Origin of the sequence: Moorena sp. SIO3I8 (assembly GCF_010692325.1) — a bacterium.
Taxonomy (GTDB): Bacteria; Cyanobacteriota; Cyanobacteriia; order Cyanobacteriales; family Coleofasciculaceae; genus Moorena.
In genome coordinates, this window is record NZ_JAAHHW010000112.1 from 1 (window position 1) to 21,859 (window position 21,859).

The following is a 21,859-nucleotide window of genomic DNA, read 5'->3' on the forward strand; positions in this document are numbered from 1 at the left end:
TATGGCACTGCTATTTCGCCATTAATTCTACCTATATAAAAATCGACAAAACAATTGACTATATTGCTGATTATCCTAAGTAATTTTGCTGATCAGCACTACGCAAATCTAGGGATTAATACGGATTATTTTCCCTAGCCAGAGCATAATTTGAGCACGAGAGTCTGAACTAATTAGCTAATAATAAATTAATTTTTTGTTATTATGAATAACCAGATAATACCAAGAATTTAAGGGGTGCATCTCACTTTTGCAAAAATACCAAAATCATGATATGATTGGAAATAACCTATTTTTAAAAATTACTAAAAATTATGAACTTGAGTCCGGAAGAAAAGCAAGAGCTAAAAGAACATTTAAAAGCTGTCGCTCAACTTTTATATCGCCACACACCCCCAGTAAATAAGCAAAGATTTGAGGATCTAGAAACAACCTTAAGAGACTATATCCAAGAAGAAGTTCCCCCAGAGATAGCTAAATTTTTTTTTCAGAAGTCAGTCAAGTTAAAATTGGCAGACCTCGAAGAATAAAAACGATATTAGGAGAGGTAGAAATCACTGATAAACAGGCGGATTATTTTGAGCTAAAGCCTCATAGTCGATTGAGTCCAAAACTGGAAAAAAATGCTCTGATAATTTGTGCAAATGAATCCTATAAGAGAGCTGAGGAAGATTTATGGGCAATGACGGGAATCAAAATTTCACATAGTACGTTACAGAGATTAGTTCAAAAGCAAGATTTAGACTTGCCAGAATCTAGATTAGGAATACAAGAAGTAAGCTTAGATGGAGGAAAAATCAGGTTACGTACAGAAGAAAAGGGTAAGCCCTGTGAATGGAAAGATTATAAAGCAGTGTGTTTGAATGGAACATATATAGGAGCATTTTTTCAAGAAAATCAAGTTTTAATAGATTGGGTAAATAGTCAAAAACTTCTCAATCCGTTTTTTTGTACAGGTGATGGTCATCAAGGAATTTGGAACTTATTTGAAGACCTGGGAGAACCCGATCAAAGAAGAGAAATATTGGATTGGTATCATCTAAAGGAAAATCTTTATAAAGTGGGAGGTTCATTAACACGTTTAAAAAAAGGCGAAAAGTTACTCTGGTCAGGAAAAGTGGCAGAGAATTTAGAGTTATTTAGGGGCTTAAAAAAGAAAGTAGCACAAAATTTTTGCAACTATATAGAAACTCATAAAAATCGAATAATTAACTATGAATACTATCAGATATAACGAATTAGTTCCCTAGGTTCAGGAGCAATTGAATCGGGCATTAAGCAAATAGGAATGCGAGTTAAACTATCAGGAGCACAATGGAATATTAAAAATGTTAATAAGATTATTTTTTTACGCTGTGCTTACTTAAATGGAATGCTTTATCAATGATGTTTTTACAAAGATGAGATGCACCCGAAATTTAAGCTCTATTTAACATGAGTTAATAGGTCGATTGTTTATACGTCAATATGCGTATCACTTGGCGGATTAGTTTCACTAGCCATAGAATAATTTTAGGACGAGATGCTGAACTAAGCGGCCAATAAATTACTGGTTTTACCATACTATAGGGCATTATCCCTACCCACAGTAACCAATGACTCCAGAGTAGCTTCTTTTTCCAATTAAATTTAGAATATTTCCAGATTGACCAATATCCTTTGTAAGCTAAAACTAAAGGGGAATCAGAAGCAAAAGGATGATGGTGAGGATCTAGTCGTAAAGAAGCGATACGGTGAATCAAATGATTGGAGTCACGAAAGCTCAAATCCGGGCATACGTGATAGCCTAACTCAGTCGCCTTGCGTACTAAATAGTTATACTTGATAAAATCATGGTTGATAGACCGACGAAACCGTTCAATGGGAATGGTTCCCTTAGAAAAAGCCCACAAATTCTTCCCATGTTGTCGGTATGCCCCAAGGGGTTTTTCAATCGATACCACTTGCCCATAAAATGGGTTCAGGGTGACTAGATAGCCGTCAGCAGCTATGGTAAAGTCAGATTCAGGTATAGGAAAAATTTGAGCTAGTGCTGACCGTGCAAAACTATTGCCACTGGTTACAGTACCGCTGTACTTTCCCTTCTCCAACAAAATTGGCCAAACGGTGCCACTATCAAATTTTATGTCTGGAGCTGGAAAGATACCAATGAATTCACTAAGGGCATTGACCAACTCTAAACGATATTGCACCTGGACTACCCCTGGTTTCCAAACGGCGACCACTTCGGACACCGCATTAGGGAATAAGTAATCATCAGCATCTAAAAAAATTACAATCTCCCCACGGCTGACATAAAAACCGGCATTGAGTGCCGATGCTTGCCCACCATTTTTCTTGAGGATAGGAATAATTTTATCACCGTAGCTAGTGATAATCTCCTGAGAGTTGTCAGTGGACTCATCATCCACCACAATGACTTCTGTATTTGGATAAGTCTGACTCAGGCTACTGTCAATTGCTTGAGGTAGAAACTGACCGTAATTGTAGTTGTTGATGACAATGCTGACTAATAACTGAAAGTTTTCGTTCATTTCAATAGGTTTGGTTGTCGCTCTAATGGAATAAGCACCGAAAGAGCTACAGATGTGTAGAGCACCCAAAAGATATTGTTTTGTATCATCACTGACGTCTCAGTGATATTGGCTAACACGGTATAGGTTAAGAACAATAATGGCCAGAGATTCTCTGATGTTTTACTTACACGAAGCCAAGCAATAGCTCTTAGTAAACTAAAACTAAATCCAATTAGGTAGATTGATACTCCCAAGATTCCTAAAGCTAGCCATAGGTCGAGCAAGCCGTTGTGGGCGTTGGGAGCTGGCCACAATACTGCACGCCAGACATAGGCAGATTCACCATTAAAGCCATTCCAGAATGAACCATAGCCATAACCGAGCCACGGCTGTTTATTAATCATGTCCAACACGAAGGGCCATAGCTCTGTACGACCGGTCAAGGTAGCATCCTTACCGATTGCACCTAGCAAAGCGTCTGCATTATCTAACAACCAGATTAAGACGCTGCCTCCGAATGTTGTCATGGCAAATATAGTCGGAATCAGTAGGTCATATCGCCACCGTAACATCCGGTATAGATATAGAGAGAGTAACATAATTATAAGACTAACCAGTGCAGTTTTGGAAGTTGTAAATAGTAAAAGAATTACGGAAAAGCCAAACCCCCCCCAGAACAGTAAATTATTTTTTTTGCCCCGAATAGCCAGGAGCAAAAATACAACTGCACTGGGCACCATGACTTTGCCAAGAACATTTTTATGGACGTATATTCCTCGCCAAGTTCCAGCATGAACTCCCCCCATAATCCCGTATTTCGGCAGAGCCACAATAAACATAAAACTGAGCAATACTGCTACTCCGAACGCCCAACCCAGCATTTCTAGCTGTTCTTTGATGGTGTAGCGGCTGGCGAGGTAAACACCAAACAAAGTTGTGCCAATTAGGGCAACAGCACGGTTGATGGTCGTTGTTGGTTCAGAAGACCAGAAAATAGATACTACTGCTATCCCCACCAACAGACTGAGCCACCTATCTTTACTGAGGACATAAAGTACCTTTTTCCACCGTAGTGTTAGGAGTAAAAAGGTAACGAGATAAATTAATACGAACAGCAATCTACTGAGGGAGGAATCAAATTCTTGTATGACATCCCCCTCACTTCTGCCTCCTGATAAAATTACAGTGAGTACTCCTCCTGAATAGAGCACCAAGGAAACAGTAGTGAAAATTGGTTCAAAAAATGCCAACAGTTTTCTCATGAACCCTGGTTTATATTGAAAAATTGTAATTATAAATTTGTATTCATAATACTGTATGTAAAAGTTGCTAAGCTGTTTTGAATTTAAATGCACAACAGCTTAAAGGAATGAATGAAATTGTTTAAACTTAATAGCATCTTGCCAGCTAAGAGTGCATCCACACCCTTAAACCGGCTGAATCTAAGAGGCTCAGGAATTACCCAGATAGGGAAATTAAACCCTATCCCTAGGTTTGATTTATATCTCAGGCTGAGATAGATAAATTCGGACTAAGTAGAGATTTGCCATCAAAGTAGTCCGGAATCGGTGCTCCCATCAACCTCAAGATGGTTGGCGCTATATCTACAGGATGAGCTTCTGGCAAACTAGAACCGGGGGTAATTCCTGGTCCGCTTGCCATCAAAAAGCCTCTGGCTCGGTGACCACCAGGACGATTATAGGTAATTGGACCAATGCGTCCCACATCAGGACTATCAACTACATCTGTGGGACACTCGTGCCATACGACTACTAGGTCAGCATCTGGCAGTTTGGGGTTATCATCTGTGGCGACGTTATGGGTGCGCACTACTTGTTTAACTAATGGTTCTCCTGTCCTGCCATCGGTAAGGCGATAAAGGAAGTCTGTTAGGTTATCGCACAGAGCATCATACTCGGAAGGGTCAACAATACCATCTCGTTCCCGTCCTTTGAGGTTGATGCGAATATGTCCATCAGCAAAGGCGGGTAAAGCAAAGGCTTTCATCTTGGGCCAGAGGGGAGTATATAGAGTAGCTGGCATCCAACCCAATTGCACCTTGTGCTTCATGAGGGGATAAGGAGAGAGTAAACCGTGCTGGCCAGATTGTAAAAAGGCTTTATGGGTCCAGGTGTTGAACAACTGCTTAATGGGATTGGGTTCATAAATCTTTCGCCATACTTCCCCTGGCCAAGAGTTGCGGATTGGACGAGTAATTGGTGCTGGGGGAGTGACTCCGATTTTGCTGGGAGTAATGGCATACTTGCCAGGGAAGTTATACCGATAGAGCAATTCTGGCAGGAACATCATGCTCATCAAATCTGTAACATTGGCAGCCATGCCATGAACTGCGAAACACAAGATATAGGCATCCTTAGGGGCAGCAGCGATAATTTTTGCGATCGCATCATCCACCGCTTCAAAGATTTTCAGCATCGGGTCTCCAGCCTTACCATTCTTTTTGCTCTGGTAAGGGTAGAGCTGGTGATCTGGTTGGCTGCGGTCCCACAGGTCATGACCAGCACTGTGAGTTTCACCGAAAGCGGTCACGAACAAGTCCCACGGTTCACGCTGAAGTAAATCCCGGCAAATCTCTGAGCGAGTGGAGATACTAGTTTTTAGAGCTTGCTGAATCCATTTAAAATAAACTGGATCCCACCAGCGACCATTATCTTTATGGAGCACTGGGTTTTTGCCGTATTGGGCAATAATATTGGGCAATAATTCCGGCGGTTGGGAATGGCTTGGCACAAAGGGATAATGTCCCCCCCAACCCAAAATTTGTAAGCCATTAATTTGATCTGACAGTCCTGATACTGGTACATCAAAGGCAGCAACCCGGTAGTCATTCCCTAAGGCATAAAATGGATTATACTCTTTATAATCGTATCCACTATAAATTTTGTCGCAGACTACTTTATAAGTTTCTGGATCAAATTTTATGGTATCCCAAAAACCGGTTTTATCTGGTAAACAACCGGTAGAAAACATTACCCACAAGGGTTCAGTGGATGAAAATTCAACTGTCTTATTGTTGTAGTTAACGGTATTGTTCAGGCGACCATAGATTCCTTGTTGCCGTATTTTGTTGAGGGTCTTCAGATGTCCTTGGGACATCCACTTCTCCAACAATAGCGGGTCAGCTGCATCCAGTCCAATAGCAATTACAGGGGTTTTCATGGTAATATTCTAGATTTTATATATAAGTAAAGCTAATCCATAAGAGCAGGTCTGGTTGACTAATCATCATCTTATGGAGCAGGTAATTGGTAATTATTAATTGGTAATTATTAATTTATCATTACCTAGTTGACGATTACCGATTAGTAATTCCCGATTCCCATCCAGGGATTATTTTGGTTGGGAAGTGATTAACCGGATTTGATATAATGTTTCATTTCTCACTAAGAATAATTTAAGTAGTTATTTCCTAAGGGCGTTAACTAATAAAAAATAGGTAACTAATCAAACAATAGGGTTTTAGTCTAGTTATAGTCTGGATTAATCCAGGAAATTAAATCATTAATTTATATTGTTTGATTTTCGGGAATAGCGATTAGTCATAAGTCATAGTTTTAAATCATCTCCGGGAAACCTTCGAGGTTTTTTTAGTCTCAGCTTTACGCTGTGCCAATCTTCTGACTGAGCCATAATCGAAGTATTCCTGTGACTGGTAAAAGTAACCAATCGATTCATCTTTTTGAATGACACCATTAGCCACCAAACCCAAAACCGTCTGACCGGAACTATCTAACATTTGTTTAGCCACATTAGCATTAGCAAAATCCAGCACACCTGGTCGAGCCACCAACAACATGCCATCAGTCATTGGACTTAAGCAAAGGGCATCAGCAGTCAGAAGTAAGGGTGGGGCATCAATAATCACAAAGTCATATTGGGTTGAACATTCCTCAATCAGGGAAGCCATTTGCTTTGAATCCAGGAGTGCCAAAGGATTAGGAGGCATTACCCCAGCAGTGAGAACATCAAGATTTTCCATGGCTTGACAGATGGCAAGCTCTAGAGGCACTTCACCAATCAGTACCTGGCTCAAACCGGCCACATTCATTACTTGCCAAATATAATGCTGACAGGGGTGACGCATATCGGAATCAATCAGCAAAACCCGACGCCCCAGTTGAGCCATAGCAGCGGCCAAGTTTGCTGATACGGTAGATTTGCCTTCCTTGGAAACGGAGCTAGTGACTACAATAACTTTAAGTGGGTGATCAGACCTGAGAAATTTCAGATTCGCTTGAATCATCCGGTAGACTTCACTCACCATGGAATGAGGCTGGTCTGTTACGGGCAATTCCCCTCCGAAAAATAGGTCATCCCGACGACGGGATAGCTTCTTGTGCTTGAAAACTGGAATCACCCCTAGCACAGGATATCTTAATAACTGCTTGACTTCTTTGAGAGTTTTGATAGAGCGGTCTCTCATTTCCAAGAGCAAAACAGCAGTCGTGGCCAGTGTGACCCCCAACATCACCCCTAGAGCCAACACCTTTATTTTCTTATCACCTAAGGGCTTTTTAGGGACTATTGCTGGCTCAATGATGCGAGCATTAGCGGTATCTTGGTTTTCTGCGACCTTTAATTCATTGAGATTTTTCAACAGGGTTTCATAGGTCAAGCGCGCAGCTTGGACTCGTTGTTCGAGCTGCTGCTGAGTTTGCTCCAACCGAGGAAGAACATTGACCCGTTGTTCATAGGCAATTCTAGCCTTAGCAAGAGTTGCTAATCCTTCTGCTAAACTTCGACGTTTGACTTCTGATTCAATAAAATCGCTAATCAGTTTTTGTTTGAGCTGGTCAACTTCTAAAAGCCCTTGAGTAATTTGTATCTGAGTACCAGCCAGACTCTGTGAGCCTAGTATTTGATCAATCTGCTGTTGTAAATGACCTCTGAGGGAGCTTTGCTGCTTGGTCAGCCGAATCATGACCGGGTGATTTTTACCGTAACGATTGTTCCCAACCGCTAATTGCCGCTCAACCTCTTGCAGTTCTTGGAGTACGCCCTGTACGGAAGTAGACTGACTCAGGGCACTGATAGCAATTGCCTGCTGGGGATTAAGACCCACCTGGTTTCTCAAGCCAGCAGCTTGGGCATTGGCTTCTTCAAGTTGAGCTTGAACTGTAGTAATTTGGCTGTCTAAGTCAGCCATCACCGCTACCAAAGACCTGGATTCTTCTGTGAGGGATACAACCTGATTGCGTTCCTTAAATTGGCGTAGAGCAGCTTCTGCTTGCCTGACATTGGCTTCACTTTGAGGAAGTTGGTTAGTAATAAACTCACGGGCTTTTGCTGCTTCCGACTTTTTGGATAGGATCTGATTCTCTATATAAAGCCTCATTAATTGATTGATCACCGCCGCCCCTTTTTCTGAGTTCTTACCCTTGTAGGAAAGCCTAACCACATCGGTGCCACCCACAATTTTGACAGTGAGCTTTCTTTTGAGGGCTTCCGGTTCCCAAGGTAGACCTTCGTTATCAGTGAGGTTGAGTTGATCAATGATCTGTTGCAGAAGCGGGTGGGAGTAAATCACCTCAATTTCAGTACTCAGAGGGTTCTGGGCATCAACCAGAGGGCGTAACTGTTCAATTTCCTCCCCCAACCCAGTCAAGAAAGGGGTTCGGTCTATTTTAAACAGTAGTTTTCCTTCAGCTTCATAGGAAGGCTTGAGAAACAAGGTAGACCAGGCCGCTGAGATAACTGTAAATAGGAAAATAGCAACCGCTGGCAGCCAACGACGTTTCAATAGTAGTAAGTATTGGCTAATATCGATATCTATAGAACTTCTAGACTCCATAAGTTCTTAAGGGACTCCCCCTAGGTAGATTGCACAATAAAATAATTTTTGGTATTGGGGCCGATTAGCTACCAAACCTGCCATCCGTCAGATGCAACCTATATATGGAAATAACCAATTATATTGAAATAATAATACAAGTAAATCATATCAAAAGTCCCTCGACATTAAAGAGTTGGTAAAGATCTGCAAATTTTCCGTGTTTCTTGTGATTATAAGAAAGTTAAGGGGCTGACTGGGTGTAGGGCAAACGGGGTTAGGGGGTAGGGTTTTGCGACCGATGGTTGTGTCAGTAAGACCAGCAATCCCTGGAGCTGTTTACTGTTCTATCTTCCGAGTTAACCCAAACCCGGTCACCCTACCCCCGCTGGCTCCATTTCTGGCTAAACTTTTACCAAATTGAACCATTCTGTTGGCCAGTGAGTCTAAATAACATAGGAAAACAAAGCGGTGAGGGAGAACCCACAGTTGTCAGTCAGATCAGCCCAGGCTTCAAAAGAAGATTCTGCTGCTGCAAAAACAACCAGCACAGACACAGAGTTGGTATTGCAGTGCCAACAGGGGAACCAGCAGAGTTTTCGCCAACTATACCGACGCTATCAGCAGCGCGTCAGGTCAACTATATATCAGCTATGTGGTGCTTATGCCCTTGATGATTTAGTACAAGAGGTGTTCCTACGAGTTTGGAAAGGCTTACCAAAACTGCGGCAACCCTCACAGTTCTCCACCTGGCTTTACCGGATCTGCTGGAATGTGGCATCGGATCAGCGGGGCAAGTTGCAACGGCAACGTGCCTTCAACCTTCAACTTCCAGAAGACACAGCTGATCTACCCTTAAAAAATGCTAAATCCTCCTACACTCCTGATCTGATGCAGTTGCACTATCAGGACATGATTCAACAAGGAATGCAACAGCTGAGCTTGAACCATCGTGCTGTGCTGGTGCTACATGATTTAGAGGATTTGCCACAAAAGGAAGTTGCTAAAATTTTGGGCATAGCTATCGGAACGGTTAAGTCTCGTCTTTTCCACGCTCGAACTTCCCTACGGAAATATATCATCCAACAACAAGGAGAGATGCCATGACTCAGTTTCAACCTGATGACCAACAATGGCAAGCATTTCTGCGCCAACATCGACCTACTCCTCCACCAGCAGCATTTGACTTGGAGGAACGAGTAATCAATGCGATCGCTAAATCCCCACCGCCTAGTCGTAAACCAGAGCTTTGGTTACTTCCATCAGCCATCGCTGTTGGTTTACTGATGGCTTGGAGTGCTTACCACACCCACAACTTAACCACTCTAGAAGCTTTCTTAGAGAAAAATTGGCATGGAGTTGTGGGAGAGACATCGGTGAGCAATGTCATTCATACTCCACCAGCTGATTGGATGATCTTAGCCAATACTGGACAATAAATGCGCATAGTAGGAACCATCACCTCAGGATCTCCTATAGAGGATAAGGTTTGACCTGTTAAAAGGTTGGCTCTAGCCAACGGCTATGGCAAGGTAAAAGTGGGTTGTCAACCTTCAACCTTCAACCTTCAACCTTGGCCTTTCGGCCACGCTACGCGAACAACTTTCAACCTTCAACCTTGGCCTTTCGGCCACGCTACGCGAACAACCTTCAACCTTCAACCTTGGCCTTTCGGCCACGCTACGCGAACAACCTTCAAGTTGAATTTTAAACCTTCAATATTTCTTACAAACTTTAAATTAAAGACATTTATAGGTAACTTCCATGCTGTTACGTCCAGGTTATATTTTGTCACTTCTCATGGTTACCCTGACTGGCTGCACTGCTGTAGCTAATTCCAACCCTGTAACCTCTCAATTGATTCCCAACCCTGAGGGTCAACAACACCCAAAATCAATTAAGGATAGGTTAGTCAGGGAACTGAATCTCAACCACGTGCAAAGGAAGCAGCTACATTCCATTAGGATAGAGTATGAAGAGTCCATTATAGATCTTCGTCAGGAAATGAGTCAAGCCAAGCAGACATTAAGTGATTTGATGGTGGGTACAGCTGACAGAGAAACTATCCGCACTCAATACCAACAAGTTCAAGTATTGAACCAGCAGCTAGGAAAGTTACGCTTTGAGAGTATGTTGCAGATGCGAGAGGTGATGACTCCTGAACAACGCATCCAGTTTGCTCAATTGATGAAACAGCGCCGCCAGCAAAACCCTCTATCCGATTAGGTAGAAACACAAAGGATAAGGATTTTGAGATTTATTTATCTACACGGTTTTGCATCTAGCCCTGAATCAGCCAAGGCGGTGTATCTACAGCAAGCTTTTACTCGCCTGAAGGTCTCTCTAACAATTCCTGACCTTAATCAAGATGACTTTAATCATTTAACAATAAGTCGCCAGATTAGTCAAGTAGCAGCATTACTGCCTTTAGATGGAACACCAGTCACGTTAATCGGTTCTAGTTTGGGTGCTTTTACCGCTGCATGTATAGCACAAAACAATCCACAAATCAAGAGACTGGTTCTACTAGCACCAGCATTTGGGTTCCTTCGCCATTGGTTGCCCAAATTAGGAGCAGAACAGCTCAATCAGTGGCGCTCCCAGGGATATCTAGAGATTTATCATTACCGAGAAAACCGAAAGCTTCCCTTGCACTACCAGTTTCTAGAAGATGCCCGTCAGTATGAGGCTTTGGAGCTAGGGCGACAAGTACCTACTTTGATTCTACATGGGTGCTATGATGACGTGATTCCTATCATCGAGAGTCGTGATTATGCCAGTACGCGCCCTTGGGTGCAATTGGTTGAATTGCAGAGCGAACACGGTTTGCGGGATGTGATGGCGTTGATTTGGGCAGCAGTTCGGAAATTTTGTGATATTTAGGTCGGTTGAGGGGTCAGTGTTCCATCCGATCCAACAGCACGTTATTCCGAACACAATCACAATCATTATTTCACAAAAATACCACTATAGGCTAGAATTACTCTGTCAAAAAAAAATGAATCGAGATCGAAACTGAGGTTGACTCTCGAGTTCACATTTACTGTCATTGAGTTGAATAAGTCGATGTTAGATTCAATTAGATTGACAAGCCCTAGCCCTAGCCCACCCCAAAATTTGATTGAGTCTCTCTATCCATTTAAACCAGGAGATCTGATTACTTTTTCTGGACTGAAGATCGATGCTGCTCTGATTCGATACTTCACTGGAAGTGATTACAGTCATACGGCGATTGTCCTGGATTCCGATCTGGAAGCGAACGGGAACGCAAAGGTGGCGATCGCTGAGTCCACAAGTTACACAAGTTTGCCGGATTTTAGAAACCAAAAATGTAAACCAGGAGTACAAATTCACTACCTGGAGAATTGGCTCAATGCTTATCGAAACTACGGACAAGCTTGGTGGGTTCCTTTGGCAAAACCATTAAGTTCGGAAGGGATCGATAAAATGCAAAATTGGCTGTGGAACCTTCATGAGCGCCAAGTCAGGTATAGCTGCTGGAAGTCCATCGGAGCTTGGCTGAAAGTTAACCGATATTTGGTTCCTTCTGATAGCCAGAACATACAAAGAATATTTTGTTCGGAACTGGTAACCCAAGCCTTACAAATCGCAGGATCAATCGATGGCTCGGTTCTCGCTTGCCAGCAAACACCCAAAGAAGCAGTTACTTTTGGATGCTTTGAGGCTCCCGTATTACTGGAAATTTAGTCAGGGTTAAACTGTGTTATCAAAATTGCAATCAATCAAAGATATCTGGCGATATATTGGTTTTAGTTGGGTACATCAGCAGAATCTCGTTTACGTTACCTGCTGGGAAGATCCCAGACTCGATCGTGTTGCCTTAAACTTGCAAGCTGACGATACCGTTGTCGTCATTACCTCTGCGGGATGCAATGCTTTGGAATACGCTCTCGACGCACCCAAACAAATTTACGCTATCGATGTCAATCCCAAACAAAATGCGTTGCTCGAACTCAAAATTGCGGCGATTCGAGAACTGGATTTCGAGCAATTTTTTCAATTGTTCGGTCGCGGTAGGTTGAAGCAGTTTAACGAGATTTATACTCAAAAGCTGCGCTCCCATTTATCTTTACCCTCGCAAGAGTATTGGGACAAACAAGGAACTAAATTATTCGACAGCGGACGCTCGTTTTATTTTCGAGGAACTACGGGTAATTTTGCTTTCGCTATCAACTACTACATTGATCGCATCCTGAAAATTCGCCCCAGTTTTGATGCTATTCTCAATGCCAAAACCCCAGAAGAACGCCAGGACATTTACCAGCGCAAGATCGAACCTGTCTTTTGGAAAGATTATCTCTATCGCTTCCTCAATAGCGATTTAGTCCTGTCGATGCTTGGTGTTCCCGCACAGCAACGTCAACAGATGGAACGCTATCTCGACGAAGGCAGTATCGCGACCTTTGTACGCCAACGGTGCGAAAATGTCTTTACTCGGATACCGATTCAAGATAACTATTTTTGGCGAGTTTTTCTGAATGGAGAATATTCCCCCGATTGCTGTCCGCAATATTTAAAGGAAGACAATTTCCTGCGCCTAAAATCCGGGTTAGTCGATCGCATTCAGTTGGAAAATAGCACAATAACCAATTTTATGGAAAATTGTCAAGCTCGAATTTCTCGCTTCGTGCTTCTCGACCACATGGACTGGCTGAGTCAGTATAATCACGAAGAATTGCAAAAAGAATGGCAAGCTATTTTGACTAGAGCAAGTGAGAAAACTCGCATTTTGTTTCGCAGTGGAGGATTCAAAGTGGAATACCTTGATTCGGTGCAAGTGCGTTATGGCGGTAAAGACCGATTTTTACCAGACTTATTGATGTACAATACTGAATTGGCTGACCAATTGCACCCACGCGATCGCGTCCAGACCTACGGCAGTTTTTACATAGCAGATTTGGTTACTGCTTAAAACCATTTCCACTGGCGAGGGAAGAGAAAAAATGAGCGTTTTATCCGACTTGATTAGCGATCTCAAAACGGTTTATCATCTAGCCAAACCGATCCGAGGGGATAGCCATCAAGAGCGATTGGAAAACTTTTATCGTACTCAATCAACGGATTACGATCGGTTTCGTCGGCGTTTGCTAAAAGGACGAGAAGAACTTTATCAATCCCTTGCCGATAGCGATAGCAATGGCTGTGTCTGGGTTGACTTCGGGGGCGGTACGGGGTCGAATTTGGAATCCATTGCTGATCGTCTTTCTAAGTTTAGTAAAATTTACATTGTGGATTTGTCCCCTTCCCTGCTGGAAGTGGCGCGAGGGCGAATAGCCGATCACGGCTGGACAAATGTCACCACTGTCGAAGCCGATATCACTCAATTTTTACAGCCAGAAGGGGTGGCGGATATCGTCACTTTTTCCTATTCTTTAACCATGATTCCCGAGTGGTTTGCGGCGATTGAGCAAGCTGAAAAGATTTTGAAACCAGGGGGAATGATCGGGGTTGTGGATTTTTATGTGTCTCACAAACATCCCCCTGAAGGATGGCAACGTCATTCGTTTTTAGCTCGTCACTTCTGGCCGATTTGGTTTGCCACAGATAACGTTTTTCTTTGTCCCAATCGCCTAGGCTACTTGCATCATAAATTTGATACTGTGTCTTTGACAGAAAAGATGGGAAATTTACCATTCCTACCTGGCTTGAAAGTTCCCTACTATAGGTTTATTGGTCGCAAACGATGTAAAACTTGAAGTTCCTCTAATGGGGCTTAGTGGTATAAAAGTAGTTATTTTAGCCCCGGAAACTTTGACGCTTACCGCAGCCAAACCACTACATCTTTATCACTACCTTGTCTAGGCAAATTAAATCCAACGCTGTTTAATTTACCAAGCCAAAACCAACTCCAAACCAACCCAAAATAAACCAACCAATTCCCCCTAACCCTAATAACACCGGAGTCAACCAATTCCCCCACTGCACATACAACGTCTGAGTCTGTCGTCGATAAATCGTATCTGCGTGCAACTCATAGGTATTAATCCCCGATAGCCATATTGTTTTTCCATGGGGGTCTACAATACCGGAATAGCCCGTATTGGTTGCTCTAACTGTCCACCTATCTGTTTCAATGGAGCGCATCACATCTTGAGCATAGTGCTGGGCAGGCATAGTATTACTGTAATGGGCATTATTGGATGCAGTGATAATAAACTGCCCACCAGCGGCAGCTTGATAGCGGAAGTGGTCGGCAAAAGCTGACTCATAACAAATTCCTACCACTGCTTGACCAAAGGGCGTTTCTAATAATTGGTCAGGTTTACCTGGTGCTAAGTGAGCATCAAGAGGGGATAGTCGATCAATTAAACGTCCTAAGAATTCTTCAAAAGGAATATATTCTCCTAATGGCACTAATTTGACCTTATCGTAACGGCTGAAGGTCTCACCAGTACCGGTGACAGTAAACAAACTATTGGTAAGGCTACGCCCTCTTTGCCCATAGCCTCCTACCCAAACTAAAACCCCTTTATCTAATATTGCTGAGTAGAAGGAACTACGAGTGCGAACCTGTTCTTGCCAAAGAAAAGGTAAGGCAGTTTCAGGAGTTAGCACTGCATCTACTTTTTGATCTGCCAATGTCTGATACCCAGTAGTGTAACCTTTTATAGCACGCTGCCAGCCAGCGGAGTAAAGTTTGATTTCATTGGGGATGTTTCCTTGAATAATACCGACTTTAATAGCAGAATCTTTTGATTGCTCAATTGGTTGGCTGTACAGTAACCATCCCAGCAGATGCAAGCTGATTAATAACCCGATTGCTATAGTCACAAGGGTTAAAGGTTTGTAGGGAGTGAATGTTGTAGGTTGAAGGTTTTTAGGAGTTGTTCGCGTAGCGTGGCCTTTTGGCCAAGGTTCAAGGTTTTGAGAGGTTGTTCGCGTAGCGTGGCCTTTTGGCCAAGGTTCAAGCTTGTTGTGATTACTTTCAACTTTCAACCTGTCAACTTTCAACCTGTCAACTTTCAAGCTTCCAACGTTAAACTTATTAATGGTTAAGCCGCTTTCAGCAATTAAACCATTGACGGCGACAATAGCTGCTGTAACTGTTATTGGACCGGATAATTGACCGAGGTGCAAAATTATCAGGTTATGGGGACTTTGGGTATAGGATAAGGAAGACCAGTACAGGGGACTCATACTCCGCAGGGTTTCTATGCCACACCACAAGCCTGTACCGATTAGAACCCGCAAGCAGGAGGTTAAAAGAAAATAGTTTTGAGTGGGGATAGGGAGATTTATATCAGGATTTATATCAGGATTTATATCACGTTGTTGTGTCGCTTTGGTGGATGGGAATTTACAGCGGTTTTCAGATGAATTGACCTCATTACCTTTAGCTGCAAGCCCCCTAAATCCCCCAATTCTGGGGGACTTTAACTCAAGAACCCCCCAAAGTTGGGGGGCTAGGGGGGCGAAACTTGCTGTAATTGATTGAGTTATAGAGATTCCTATTGCCCAGACAGCTACTAGGAGTGCTCCCCAGAGGGTAATGAATATCCAGCAGAATAATGCGATCGCAATACTAGCTAGCCATGGTACCCCCATCCAATCCATCGGGTGAATACCAGTAATCCAAGATAGAGCTAAGCCATGATAACCGATACCCCAGATCAGACCAGATAAAGCATTGCCACGAATACTCTGACCCCTGACGACTATGAACCATAGCGGCACTAGGGCAATCCACGCTAGGGGCCAAGCTTCTGTTGGTGATGGTGTCAGTCCCATCAGGATGCCACCGATTAACGCTAATAGAGCAGTTATCAATTTGGTGAGGTACAAATTTCTAGGTTTTAGGGAGTAAGTAGTAGGGATTAGGGAGTAGGGTTAAGAGTTTGTTTAGTTGTGATTACGGGCGCTGGTATGGATGGGAGTCTTGAAAAATACTGTGTACCTCATGATTATGAAAATTGCTATATATTCAAAAAGTCTCAAGTTGGCGGACCACCTGCTACACGATACAACGTTGTGTAGTAATGCACTAGACCACTACCCACTGCTATAGCGTAGAGCAAAGTTACTAAAACAGCCACCCGACGTTGCCAACGCCAAACTTGCATCAAGCCTGCTGCTAGAAGAATTAAGAAATAGGGGGATACAATTAGTAGATAGCGAGCTTTCCATATGGAACTGGAAACATAGGATATCAATAAGATAGATCCGGCAGGTAATAATGCCCACACTTTAATCCACCAGAGTTTTGTTGAGGGGTGCCTGCTCAATAGAGCTATAGCAAGCAAGCCGATTGCCATGGCTGTATATGCCATGTAATAGAGCAAAGGTACAATATTTGAGGTTAATACATGCTCCACAAGCCAGTCCATGATAGACTGCTGATTGAGCTGTTTCATCAGGTCGTTGGCACTGATGCCTGATCCTAGTAAGTGTCTCAATGGCCAGAAAACTGTCAAGTGGGTGACTTCAGAGACAATTAAGATCATGTTGGGTTTTGGGTACTGTGTCACCCAACCTTTGAGGAATTTAGTGGAAGAATCATTAACTGCTGATACTAAAGGAAGCCAACAACTCCCAATCAGCAGCAGCCTAATCCCAAAGGCAAATAATCGGCGCTTTTGATTACGGAACTGCCATCCAATTAATACCAGATCTGGCAGAAACAAGGTCACACTAACCGGAGTAGTCACAAGGGCTAGAAACCTGCCCACAGCCCACCAGTTGATGGCAGCAAACCTAGGATTTTCAAGGGCATGAGCTAGAGCTAAGGTACCCCCCAAACTTAAGAAGGGGATTAGGGTGTACATCCTTACCTCTTGGGCATGGTTGATAAACAGAGGGGAGAGGGTTAGTAACAGGGCGGCAATCAAGCCAACTGGCTTTCCAGCTAAGCGACGACCCAACAGGTAGATTAGGAAGACACTGCCTAGTCCAAAAATCACAGATAGCCCACGCAACCAAACGGTGCTAGTGCTAAACTGCATCCAAATGTAGAGAATCATGAAATAAAAGGGACGTGTCAGATTCTTCGGAGGCAGTGATATCCCACTCTGGGTTTTGTTAATGCTAAATAGTTCATCGTACCATAAGCTTTCTGTGCCGAGTTGATATAGGTACAACCCAGTAGCGACTAGTAAAATTAGGCCGATCGGCATCCACTTCTCGAGCCAATTTGCTCTTATTCCAAGTGCTGGTGTATTCAGTTTCATAGTGATGCAAAGTTAATTCAAATTAGTTAACTCAAATTAGGGATTGCAATCGCAATCCTAGTACTCTGTCAATTTAGTTTTGAAAATTAGGATAAGGTGTTAGGTGTTAGGTTTTCGTATTTAATCCCTAGCGCTATCCGGTATAATGCTTAATACCAATTAAACGTAATAGTAGAGGATTTTCCCATTTCTAAGACCAAAACCGAAAATCTTTATCAGATATTTATTTAGATATAAAATCTTTATCAAATATTTATTTTTCCCGACTGATCAACGGCCTAATTGTTCCCTTGCCTGCTGACGCAGATTCTTAGCATTGGGGTGATTCGGCTGGATTTGAAGTGCGTTTTCCATGGCATTGATTGCTTCCTTGTATTGACCTTTGGCCCAATAGGCTGCCCCTAAATTACTCCAAGCATCGGCAGAATTAGGATTGAGTTCAAGTGCCCGATTATATGCTTCTATGGCCTCACTGTACCGACCGAGTTTATGGAGGGCTACTCCTTGGTTAATCCAGGCGTCAGCAAAATCGGGCTTGATAGCGATCGCTTTCTCGTATAGAGTTAGAGCTTGAGTTATGGCTGTTGGGGTGTTTTGGGATTCCAGAGCTGCACCTTTACTCCACAATGCTTCTGGGTAGTCAGGTTTAAGGGCAAGGGCTTGATCGCAGGCAGCCAGTCCTTCTGGAGTACGCCCTAAGGAATTGAGGCTATAGCAACGACCCCAATGAGCTTCTGCTAAATTTGAGTCCCTTGCGATCGCTTTTTCGTAAGTCATCAGTGCTTGTTGGTACTTTCCTGCTTGCCGCAAGCTCTCCCCTTGGCTGTTTAATTCTATTGCAGTTGGTTGTGTTTCCGTTGGTTGTGTTTCCGGGTCGGATGCCGATTTCGCAGCTGATTCGGTATCCGATTCAGGAATAGTTTTTTGGACTGAGCTGGTAGTAGTACTTTCAGGGGTGTTGCTAACAACGGCTGGAGTTCCAGGTTTTGACTCAGAGCTGGTAGTCGAGGTTTCCGCAACGGTATCGCTAATGTTGTCAGTAATATTGTCAGTTTGACTGACAGGTTTCGTAACTAGAAAAGTCTTAGTACCGATCACAGAAATACTGATACCCATCCCTGCTAAGACAGTAATCATCAACCAAGGCTTAGTTAACCATCTTCGGATGATCTCTGATCTGGCCTGGGTTTGTGCTGATGTTGCTGAAACAGAAACAGTCTCTTCCGGAACTTTAGCAGACATAGCTATTGTTGGTGCAGCAGTTAGCCTCTGAACTGCTGCCAACGCTTCTACTGCGGTCGGGTAGCGGTCACGGAAGTCATAGCGCACCATACAGTCGAGGATATCCGCTAATTCTGAGTTAACTTGGATGTTAACTTGGACGCGATCGCGCCAGTTAATTTCCCCTGTTTCGGAGTTTTCTTTCAGGAACTTGGGATGAATTCCGGTTAATGCCTGGATGCCTACCATACCCACCGCATAGATATCGCTGCTAAAACGGGGATTGCCACCGAACTGTTCTTTGGGGGTGTAGCCATGACTGCCAATAGCAATGGTCTTGGTTTGCCCCGTTTCGGGATCGATAATCTGGGTGCTAGCTTGCTTAACTGCCCCAAAGTCAATCATCACAATTCTACCATCCTTGCGACGGCGGATCAGGTTTGGGGGTTTGATATCACGATGGATCACACGTTGCTCATGGACAAATACTAGGACTTGTAGAATGTCTTGCAACAGAGCAATCACTCGATTTGATTCCCAAGGCTGACGGATTTCTTGGTTGAGGGGTTCTCCATCAATAAATTCTTGGGCCAGATAAAACTCCTGATTTTCCTCAAAATGTGCCAGCAACTGGGGGATCTGATCGTGGTTACCCAGCTGGTAGAGGACTTGGGCTTCTCGCTCAAATAGGCGTTTGGCAATTTCCAAACACTGAGGATCCGTCACCTGGGGTTTGAGCTGTTTGATCACACATTGGGGAGTTCCTGGCAAGTGCAAATCCCGTGCCAGAAACGTTTGACCAAACCCACCTGCTCCCAGCTTGCTGATGATTTTGTAGCGACCGCCTAAGGGGTTTGCAGAATTTATCAGTTGATTGTTCATGTGTTTAGCTTTGATTCTACTCGCTATCCCAGACGTCGCTACAGGTTTACAGGGTTCTATAAGCCTAAGTTTAGTTTATTTATCAATTTTAACCGTATACACCCAGTCTTTATATTTCGGTTCCCGATTTTCGGTAATTGCTGCTAGCATCTCCTTGAGCTTTTCGGTTATTGGTCTGTTTGGAGATAAGTGATAGTTTTCGATTCGTTTAACTGGGGTGATCTTTGCCGCTGTCCCACTCAGAAATACTTCATCGGCAATAAATAGTTCTGATTTATCCACTGGTCGTTGTATAGTTGGCAAGCCCATGTCTTTAGCAAGGGTCAGAATACTATCCCGAGTAATTCCTTCTAGGATATCCTGATCGAATCCAGGGGTAATCAGCTGGCCATTTCTGACCACAAAGATATTCATCCCAGAAGCTTCCGATACTTTCCCCTCAGAATTCATCATAATGGCTTCATCAAAGCGAGACTCTACTGCTTCGCTTTTCGCCAAGGAAGACGTAATATAAGCTCCACTAATTTTACCTCTCAAGGGTAAACTTTGGTCTTGTTGTCGATACCATGAACTAATCCGACAGCTAACTCCCTCAGGAGATAAATAATCTCCTAATTCTAATCCATAAACAAAAAAGTCTTTTTCAATATTATGGAGTCGCGGGGAAATTCCTAAATCTGACGTGTAGACAAAAGGGCGGATATAAAACGACTTAGTTGGTTTATTTTGTTTGATAAACTCAACGATAATAGTCTCGATTTTATCAGGAGGTAAATTGTAGTGTAATAACCGAGCACTATTACTTAGGCGTTGGCAATGGCGGTCTAACCGAAACAGTAAACATTGCTGTGGGTTTTTTGGGTCAGGGATACAGCGTAATCCGCCAAAAGCTCCCGTGCCGTAGTGCAAGGCATGGGTAGCAATGGAGATTTTGGCGTCAGTGAAAGGGACAAACTTGTTCTGAAAGTAAGCAATGGGCAAAAAATCAGGCATAGTTAAAATCAGTGCTTTAAGATTAATTTACCTCAGTTTAACGAGTGGCTGACAGCATGCTCTCCATGGCATTTAGCCTTGTTGTCACTCCCTCAGGGGGAACTGGCTCCTCCCCACGACCTACCCAAAACCCTACACCGGACACCTTATCTATTTTTCACCCTTTTTGTCATCCCCTTAGCATCGGTGGGTATAGTTGAAAAACAACGCTTAATGTGCTAATCAAAACTCAGCACTCAAAACTGACCCTCTCAGCACTGATCCACTATGTTCTAGTTAGCAGGAGTGAAATCTTGGCTGAACCTATTTATGTTCAATTGACCTGGGAAGACCCAGAAACCGGCGAGTTAAAGAAACCTGTTCTGAGACCGCCCATTGCTGTTGGTCGAGAAAATGACCATTTGCCAGCACACTTAGCAGGTCAATCTGTGTCTCATCTGGTACTTCTTGACAAGGAGATTTCCCGGTATCACGCCCTGATCACAGTGGCTAATACCCAACTCTATGTTACTGACAGCAGCGCCAACGGCACGTTTATTAACGGGCGGAAGATTCGCTCTGGTATTCAACCTTTTTCAAGCAAGGATACCCTGCGGATTGGTCCGTACAAGATTACAGCGACCTTGAAACGGGAAAATGACCTGAACGCCACTGCACAGAACTTTGACCAGACTAGTCTATTAGGAGAGAAAAGTGTCACTAACTCTCTGCCCAATAATAAACCTGTGGTTTGGTTGATTGGCTTAGTGGTACTGTTAATAATGGGAGTCGGCACCTGGGCCGTGGTCAGCGGTCTGCTGGAGGGGTTAAAACCGGGAACGCCAGACCAGGAAAACGATTCCTCCACACATTTAGAACGGGTAGTCTAGCACAGCTAGTTAGCTAAACCTTAACCATGAGATTCTAATGTTATCGAAAATAGAACCTAAATGGAACGTCACCTATGGAATCTCTTCTGAATGTTCGATTTTCCATTAACCCTTTCCCAAGGGTTAGGTTTCAGCGTTCCTTGGGATTGGTTTTGCTAGGTGTACTTACCCTACTGCTCACCCTATTACCAGCCTCTACCTTAGCACAGGAATCTTTTGCAAATGGCACTAAGAAAGCTCCTGTGGTAGTGGATGGTATTGAATTATTTCAAGTCGGCAACGCTGGCAACTTTAGCGCTACTGAGCGAGCCGAGCTGATCAATCAGCGCTTAGCAAGGGAGGTGAAATCCCTACAAAAACCTGAATATGTGGACATTGAATATGTCGGGCAAAACGAGGGGA

The 21,859-nt window shown here is 43.4% G+C and carries 17 protein-coding genes and 2 pseudogenes; 11 read left to right on the forward strand and 8 right to left on the reverse strand.

Translation table 11 applies throughout. The annotated features are described in order from the left end of the window. Window positions 1-314: 314 nt before the first annotated feature. Window positions 315-1,387: pseudogene (locus F6K51_RS28560) on the forward strand (ISKra4 family transposase). A 52-nt stretch (window positions 1,388-1,439) separates the two neighbouring features. Here F6K51_RS28560 and F6K51_RS28565 read toward each other — a convergent pair. The 4 genes from F6K51_RS28565 to F6K51_RS28580 all read right to left on the reverse strand — a co-directional run bounded on the left by F6K51_RS28565 (window position 1,440) and on the right by F6K51_RS28580 (window position 8,328). Beyond that, the gene (locus F6K51_RS28565; RefSeq protein WP_293026481.1) at window positions 1,440-2,534 is read right to left on the reverse strand and encodes a glycosyltransferase; all 1,095 of its coding nucleotides are present in this window, start codon (window positions 2,532-2,534) and stop codon (window positions 1,440-1,442) included. Continuing rightward, window positions 2,531-3,778 carry an O-antigen ligase gene (locus tag F6K51_RS28570; RefSeq protein WP_293026483.1) on the reverse strand — a complete coding sequence of 416 codons (1,248 nt, stop codon included), beginning with the start codon at window positions 3,776-3,778 and terminating at the stop codon, window positions 2,531-2,533. The genes F6K51_RS28565 and F6K51_RS28570 overlap by 4 nt, the downstream gene beginning before the upstream one ends. A 244-nt stretch (window positions 3,779-4,022) precedes the next feature. Beyond that, window positions 4,023-5,696, reverse strand: a complete 1,674-nt coding sequence (locus F6K51_RS28575; protein WP_293026485.1) for an alkaline phosphatase family protein — start codon at window positions 5,694-5,696, stop codon at window positions 4,023-4,025. Window positions 5,697-6,096: 400 nt separating this feature from the next. Further along, window positions 6,097-8,328 (reverse strand): polysaccharide biosynthesis tyrosine autokinase, encoded by a 2,232-nt coding sequence (locus tag F6K51_RS28580; protein WP_293026487.1) that lies wholly within the window; start codon window positions 8,326-8,328, stop codon window positions 6,097-6,099. A gap of 468 nt (window positions 8,329-8,796) precedes the next feature. On the opposite strand from F6K51_RS28580, the gene F6K51_RS28585 reads away from it, so the two are divergent. The 8 genes from F6K51_RS28585 to F6K51_RS28620 all read left to right on the forward strand — a co-directional run bounded on the left by F6K51_RS28585 (window position 8,797) and on the right by F6K51_RS28620 (window position 14,024). Beyond that, a complete protein-coding gene (locus F6K51_RS28585; RefSeq protein WP_293026489.1) occupies window positions 8,797-9,414 on the forward strand; it encodes a sigma-70 family RNA polymerase sigma factor in 618 nt (205 codons plus the stop codon). Next, window positions 9,411-9,746 carry a hypothetical protein gene (locus F6K51_RS28590; protein WP_293026491.1) on the forward strand — a complete coding sequence of 112 codons (336 nt, stop codon included), beginning with the start codon at window positions 9,411-9,413 and terminating at the stop codon, window positions 9,744-9,746. Before F6K51_RS28585 ends, F6K51_RS28590 begins: the two co-directional genes overlap by 4 nt. 104 nt (window positions 9,747-9,850) lie before the next feature. Continuing rightward, window positions 9,851-10,018, forward strand: coding sequence for a hypothetical protein (locus F6K51_RS28595; RefSeq protein ID WP_293026493.1), 168 nt, complete (start codon window positions 9,851-9,853; stop codon window positions 10,016-10,018). Window positions 10,019-10,071: 53 nt separating this feature from the next. Beyond that, window positions 10,072-10,533 carry a Spy/CpxP family protein refolding chaperone gene (locus F6K51_RS28600; RefSeq protein WP_293026495.1) on the forward strand — a complete coding sequence of 154 codons (462 nt, stop codon included), beginning with the start codon at window positions 10,072-10,074 and terminating at the stop codon, window positions 10,531-10,533. A gap of 24 nt (window positions 10,534-10,557) precedes the next feature. Next, window positions 10,558-11,190, forward strand: coding sequence for a YqiA/YcfP family alpha/beta fold hydrolase (locus F6K51_RS28605; protein ID WP_293026497.1), 633 nt, complete (start codon window positions 10,558-10,560; stop codon window positions 11,188-11,190). A gap of 183 nt (window positions 11,191-11,373) precedes the next feature. Further along, on the forward strand, window positions 11,374-12,015 hold the full coding sequence (locus F6K51_RS28610) for a hypothetical protein (RefSeq protein WP_293026499.1): 642 nt from the start codon (window positions 11,374-11,376) through the stop codon (window positions 12,013-12,015). Between the two features lie 13 nt (window positions 12,016-12,028). After that, window positions 12,029-13,240, forward strand: coding sequence for a BtaA family protein (locus F6K51_RS28615; RefSeq protein WP_293026501.1), 1,212 nt, complete (start codon window positions 12,029-12,031; stop codon window positions 13,238-13,240). A 31-nt stretch (window positions 13,241-13,271) separates the two neighbouring features. Next, complete coding sequence (locus F6K51_RS28620) at window positions 13,272-14,024, forward strand: class I SAM-dependent methyltransferase (protein WP_293026503.1); 753 nt, start codon at window positions 13,272-13,274, stop codon at window positions 14,022-14,024. 127 nt (window positions 14,025-14,151) lie between these two features. On the opposite strand, the gene lnt is transcribed toward F6K51_RS28620, so the two are convergent. From lnt to F6K51_RS28640, 4 genes are all read right to left on the reverse strand, one after another. Beyond that, the gene (gene lnt, locus F6K51_RS28625) at window positions 14,152-16,056 is read right to left on the reverse strand and encodes an apolipoprotein N-acyltransferase (RefSeq protein ID WP_293026513.1); all 1,905 of its coding nucleotides are present in this window, start codon (window positions 16,054-16,056) and stop codon (window positions 14,152-14,154) included. Between the two features lie 203 nt (window positions 16,057-16,259). Continuing rightward, window positions 16,260-17,438, reverse strand: coding sequence for a glycosyltransferase family 39 protein (locus tag F6K51_RS28630; protein WP_293026505.1), 1,179 nt, complete (start codon window positions 17,436-17,438; stop codon window positions 16,260-16,262). A 324-nt stretch (window positions 17,439-17,762) separates the two neighbouring features. Then, window positions 17,763-19,595 (reverse strand): tetratricopeptide repeat protein, encoded by a 1,833-nt coding sequence (locus F6K51_RS28635; protein WP_293026507.1) that lies wholly within the window; start codon window positions 19,593-19,595, stop codon window positions 17,763-17,765. A 75-nt stretch (window positions 19,596-19,670) separates the two neighbouring features. Then, window positions 19,671-20,588 carry a branched-chain amino acid transaminase gene (locus F6K51_RS28640; RefSeq protein WP_293026509.1) on the reverse strand — a complete coding sequence of 306 codons (918 nt, stop codon included), beginning with the start codon at window positions 20,586-20,588 and terminating at the stop codon, window positions 19,671-19,673. 293 nt (window positions 20,589-20,881) lie between these two features. On the opposite strand from F6K51_RS28640, the gene F6K51_RS28645 reads away from it, so the two are divergent. Beyond that, complete coding sequence (locus F6K51_RS28645) at window positions 20,882-21,457, forward strand: FHA domain-containing protein (RefSeq protein WP_293026511.1); 576 nt, start codon at window positions 20,882-20,884, stop codon at window positions 21,455-21,457. 74 nt (window positions 21,458-21,531) lie between these two features. Next, a pseudogene (locus tag F6K51_RS28650) lies at window positions 21,532-21,859 on the forward strand (hypothetical protein); the annotation flags it as partial.